The sequence below is a fragment of the Paenibacillus sp. GCM10027628 genome, from assembly GCF_042676385.1.
In the GTDB taxonomy this organism is placed as follows: Bacteria; Bacillota; Bacilli; order Paenibacillales; family NBRC-103111; genus Paenibacillus_E.
This window is the reverse complement of record NZ_JBHTHA010000030.1, coordinates 1-4,019: the sequence shown is the minus strand read 5'-3', so window position 1 is coordinate 4,019 and position 4,019 is coordinate 1. Positions and strand designations below refer to the sequence as shown.

Genomic DNA, 4,019 nt, shown 5'->3' with positions numbered 1-4,019 from the left:
CGAACGGTACGTACGGTGGTGTAAGAGGTCGGGGGCTAGCCGCCCCCTCCTACTTAATTTATAGTGATGGATGCTTGGTTGTACTTATTTTCGAGTTATTAGTATTTCAAAGAAAACAAAAAATACAAATAGAGAAACAGAAAGATTCATGATTGCAATCTTCTTGTTCTCTCGTTTGAATTCTGAAAAGCTCGAAAATAAAAACATGAGTCCCAAGCCTAGTTGTGTGTATTGGATGTATCGATAATTGTCGATGTGTTTGATAGAGTAACAAGAAACGATGATAACAGTAATCGCAAACAATAGACTAATTATTGAAAATATGTTCATTTTTTTGATCATAAGAATACCCCTTTCGATGAATCCCATTATACGGCGAAACCATAATTATACAAAATATTGTAATTGAAAGACAAAAGTAATTTGCTTTACAAAAGAGAGTAAAGGTTATCGTGTCAAGATCAAGGGATATAGCAACGTAGTCCGGTTTAGATCTCTTTAATAATTGAGTTCTGAGCGATTGAATGTGAAATCACTAAAATTCTTTCCCCACTTAACAGTGATTTGTCAACCGACTAAATGTTGCTTACTGTGATATAATGGTAATAAAGTAGGGAGGGGGCGCCAACTTGAACTTTAGTAAAATAGATCTATTGAAAAATGAATTAGATAAATTACGTCCTCTGCCTGCGGCTGCTGTAAGAAATTTGGAGCAAGTATATAGAGTAGAATGGACGTACAACTCCAATGCGATTGAAGGTAACACATTAACACTTTTGGAAACTAAGTTAGTTTTAGAAGAAGGTTTAACAATAGGTGGTAAAAAGCTGCGTGAGCATTTTGAAGTTGTTAATCATTCAGAAGCAATTAACTACGTTCAAGATGTCGTGAATAGAAATATTGAATTAACTGAGTATGTCATAAAATCAATTCATCATCTAGTACTTAAAAACATTGATGATGAGAATGCAGGCAGATATCGAATGATTAACGTTATGATATCAGGTTCACAACATACCCCTCCACATTTTGCAGTACTCTCCGAAAAAATGGAGCAGTTGATTCAATGGTATGACGAACAAAAAGATAAATTGCACCCAGTTGAATTAGCCGCGGAATTTCACTTCCGTTTTGTTTATACCCATCCATTTTCAGATGGTAATGGGCGTACAGCACGCCTTTTAATGAATTTAATTTTAATGAAATATGGATTCCCACCGGCCATTGTAAAAGCAGCAAATGAGGCTCGTTTGAAATATTATGAGACTTTGGAAATAGCGAGTGTAGGAAATGACCTAAAACCATTCGTGCAGTTAATTTCTAAATGTGTCGAGGATAGTTTGCAAAAGTACATAGGTGCGGTAAAGTGACTTGTATTACTTCATTAAGAACAAGAACAGCTAGAGAAGAAATATTTAAATTTCTTCCCTGGCTTTTTTAATTTCTTATTCAAAAGATAGCTAATTAATAGGGAGGCAGTGTGATTATTATGGTAATTTTGAACATAATTCGCCGAGCAAATTCGATTGGCGTTTGAGCTAAACATGCCACTGTTTTTGCATGAGCGAGAAGCATTTTTGGATTTTATTACGATTCTTAAGGAACATGCAGTCCAAAAAGCGGTAGTCCACTGTTTTACAGGAACCTATGCAGAACTTAAGGCTTATCTCGAAATGGGCTTCAATATTGGGATTACCGGATGTATCGGGAAACCAGCGGAAGAGGTCGCTAAGGCTACGACGGAGACTGCGGCGGAGTTTTTCCGTATATGACGATGTCGAAGCGGACAAAATGGCGGTCGGCACCTACCCCCTCATATATAAAAGCACACGCCGCCGGGCTTCCCTAACCGACGCTTGTGCTTATTTTCTTCTATAGAACTTTTCCCAGTCTTTAATGACTTCTGCCTGAGTTAATAATCGATCCCGCAGCCATCGGGATGTCTTCCATTCGTGTATCGCTTGCTGTCTGGTTTTAATAAAACGGTAGTCGCAAATATTCCAGGAACAGAACAACTTCCGGTACCATTTGCCGTTTTGAACGTCACCAGTGAAGCGGCGCACGGCCTTGCTAGCTTGCCGTTTACTCCAGCGGGTACCGGGTGTACGGTGGTCTGTCCACACGGGTGATTTTTTTACACTTCTGCTCATTTGGCACTCTAACCCTCCTTATGGGAAGCTAAAGGCCGTCTAATATCTTCATATTTCACCTCATCCAAGTTTGTTGTTTTCTGTATATATAAACGCCCGTAATGAAAATTTGTTTCTTCAATTTATCGTGTAATGGTATATTCTATAGAAATTTTCTCCCCCCTTTAGAACACCGAAATATGGTACGATTTGTTTAGCATAATTTTGTTTTATGGAGGATACCTGATGAAGATCTTATTTTGCTCTGATCCTTTGAATAATAAGGCTGTAGATATGGAATATGAACATGAGTATAGAAGTGCCCGAAAGTTGGGGCTGGATGTCTATTTATTTTCTCTGGAGTCGGTTTTGGACGGGAACTTATCGCAGACGGTTAAGAGGATTCCAACATTTGAGGCACCTGAAAGGTTCATGTACAGGGGATGGATGATGAAGCCGTACGAATATGAACAGTTATATCACGCACTGCAGCAGAAAAACGCCGTCTTGATCAATTCTCCTTCGGAATATAAAAATGGACACTATTTTCCTTATTCTTATGAGGCAATTCAAAAGGCAACTCCACAGAGTATTTGGCTCGAAATAGAAGAACTTTCAAATGGTTTTGACGCTCTGTTTGAAAAAATGCGCATATTCGATAACAAACCCGTCATTGTCAAGGATTACGTAAAGTCCAGAAAGCATGAGTGGGAAGAAGCCTGCTTTATACCGGATGCATCCGACAAACAAAGGGTTCAAATGGTTATTCGGAACTTCATCGACCGTCAAGGCTCGGAGCTTAATGGCGGCATTGTGATTCGTGAGTTTATTCAACTGGAGCAGCTCACTAAGCATCCGAAGAGCGGTATGCCTTTATCTAATGAGTATCGACTGTTTTTTCTTCATCACAAGATGATTCAGTGTGCGGAGTATTGGGATGAGGCGGTATATCAACAAGGGATTCTAAGGCTTGATTCGTTTACAGAGTTAGCCAAAGGCGTAGCGAGCCAGTTTTTTACGATGGATATTGCCAAAACCGCAAGTGGAGAATGGACGGTTATTGAAATAGGGGATGGTCAGGTCTCAGGGCTACCAAGTCATACTGATATAGAACATTTTTATAAATCTATATTGGGAGTTAGGGTTGATTAGGAAAGGTGAGAAAATATGAATAACTTAAAGCTGAGAGAGAGGGATCCAAATGAAAGAAGTGAGTTTGTACGATAAAATCAAAGGCGGATTATATGGCGTTGCCGTTGGAGATGCTTTGGGAGGAGCGACGAAATTTATGACTATCCGGGAGATCAGAGCCAAATAGGGCTATTTTAAAGAAATCGTCGGTGGTGGTTATCCTTCGATTTATAGAAAGAAAGAGTAACCCTTTACAAGAATATCAATTGTTCGAAATTATTTAGAGTTGTTTTTAATTCAAGGACATGGTATATTAGCAATCCTGTCTCTTAAAAGACAAGCTTTTTCGTAAATCTGAACTTGTTGAATATCTTCAAGAATGGATCGAAAAAAAGTGCTTGCAATTGAATTTTGAGCATGGTATATTACTTCTCGCTGCTTCGGTAACGCAGCAGTGAACGAAAGAAATTGTTCTTTGAAAACTGAACAACGAGTGAAGAAGCAAGTCGAGCAATCGACTCTAAACTTGAAGAGATTGCAAAATCTCGTAGAAATAACTTGATCGATGAAGATTCTTGGATGAGCGACCGCGTTTAAGCGGATGTTATTTATGCCAATCGAGTCGTCGATTCAAGATGATTCACATTTCGATGTGGTCAGCTTTTGAAATTGAGCTATTCATCTTAACAAATAGGATATACCTTTTTGGAGAGTTTGATCCTGGCTCAGGACGAACGCTGGCGGCGTGCCTAATACATG

4 protein-coding genes and 1 pseudogene are annotated in these 4,019 nt (G+C 39.0%); 3 read left to right on the top strand and 2 right to left on the bottom strand.

What is annotated here, in order from left to right; all coding sequences use genetic code 11:
• Nucleotides 1-84: 84 nt before the first annotated feature.
• On the bottom strand, nt 85-207 hold the full coding sequence (locus ACFQZT_RS20590; protein WP_379302727.1) for a DUF3953 domain-containing protein: 123 nt from the start codon (nt 205-207) through the stop codon (nt 85-87).
• A gap of 422 nt (nt 208-629) precedes the next feature.
• On the opposite strand from ACFQZT_RS20590, the gene ACFQZT_RS20585 reads away from it, so the two are divergent.
• Together ACFQZT_RS20585 and ACFQZT_RS20580 are read left to right on the top strand one after the other, a co-directional pair.
• A complete protein-coding gene (locus ACFQZT_RS20585; RefSeq protein WP_379302726.1) occupies nt 630-1,370 on the top strand; it encodes a Fic family protein in 741 nt (246 codons plus the stop codon).
• 138 nt (nt 1,371-1,508) lie between these two features.
• Nucleotides 1,509-1,772, top strand: a pseudogene (locus ACFQZT_RS20580) (TatD family hydrolase); the annotation flags it as partial.
• A gap of 90 nt (nt 1,773-1,862) precedes the next feature.
• Here the strand turns inward: ACFQZT_RS20580 and ACFQZT_RS20575 are convergent.
• Entirely contained in the window at nt 1,863-2,150 is a 288-nt protein-coding gene (locus tag ACFQZT_RS20575; protein WP_379302725.1) for a hypothetical protein, read from the bottom strand.
• A gap of 225 nt (nt 2,151-2,375) precedes the next feature.
• Between ACFQZT_RS20575 and ACFQZT_RS20570 the strand changes: the two genes are divergently transcribed.
• Complete coding sequence (locus ACFQZT_RS20570) at nt 2,376-3,281, top strand: ATP-grasp domain-containing protein (RefSeq protein WP_379302724.1); 906 nt, start codon at nt 2,376-2,378, stop codon at nt 3,279-3,281.
• Nucleotides 3,282-4,019: the final 738 nt, after the last annotated feature.

Bases quoted from the DNA above. Each gene is read 5' to 3' on its own strand.
- ACFQZT_RS20590 (WP_379302727.1), bottom strand. From the start codon at position 207: ATGTTTTTATTTTCGAGCTTTTCAGAATTCAAACGAGAGAACAAGAAG.
- ACFQZT_RS20575 (WP_379302725.1), bottom strand. From the start codon at position 2,150: ATGAGCAGAAGTGTAAAAAAATCACCCGTGTGGACAGACCACCGTACA.
- ACFQZT_RS20570 (WP_379302724.1), top strand. From the start codon at position 2,376: ATGAAGATCTTATTTTGCTCTGATCCTTTGAATAATAAGGCTGTAGAT.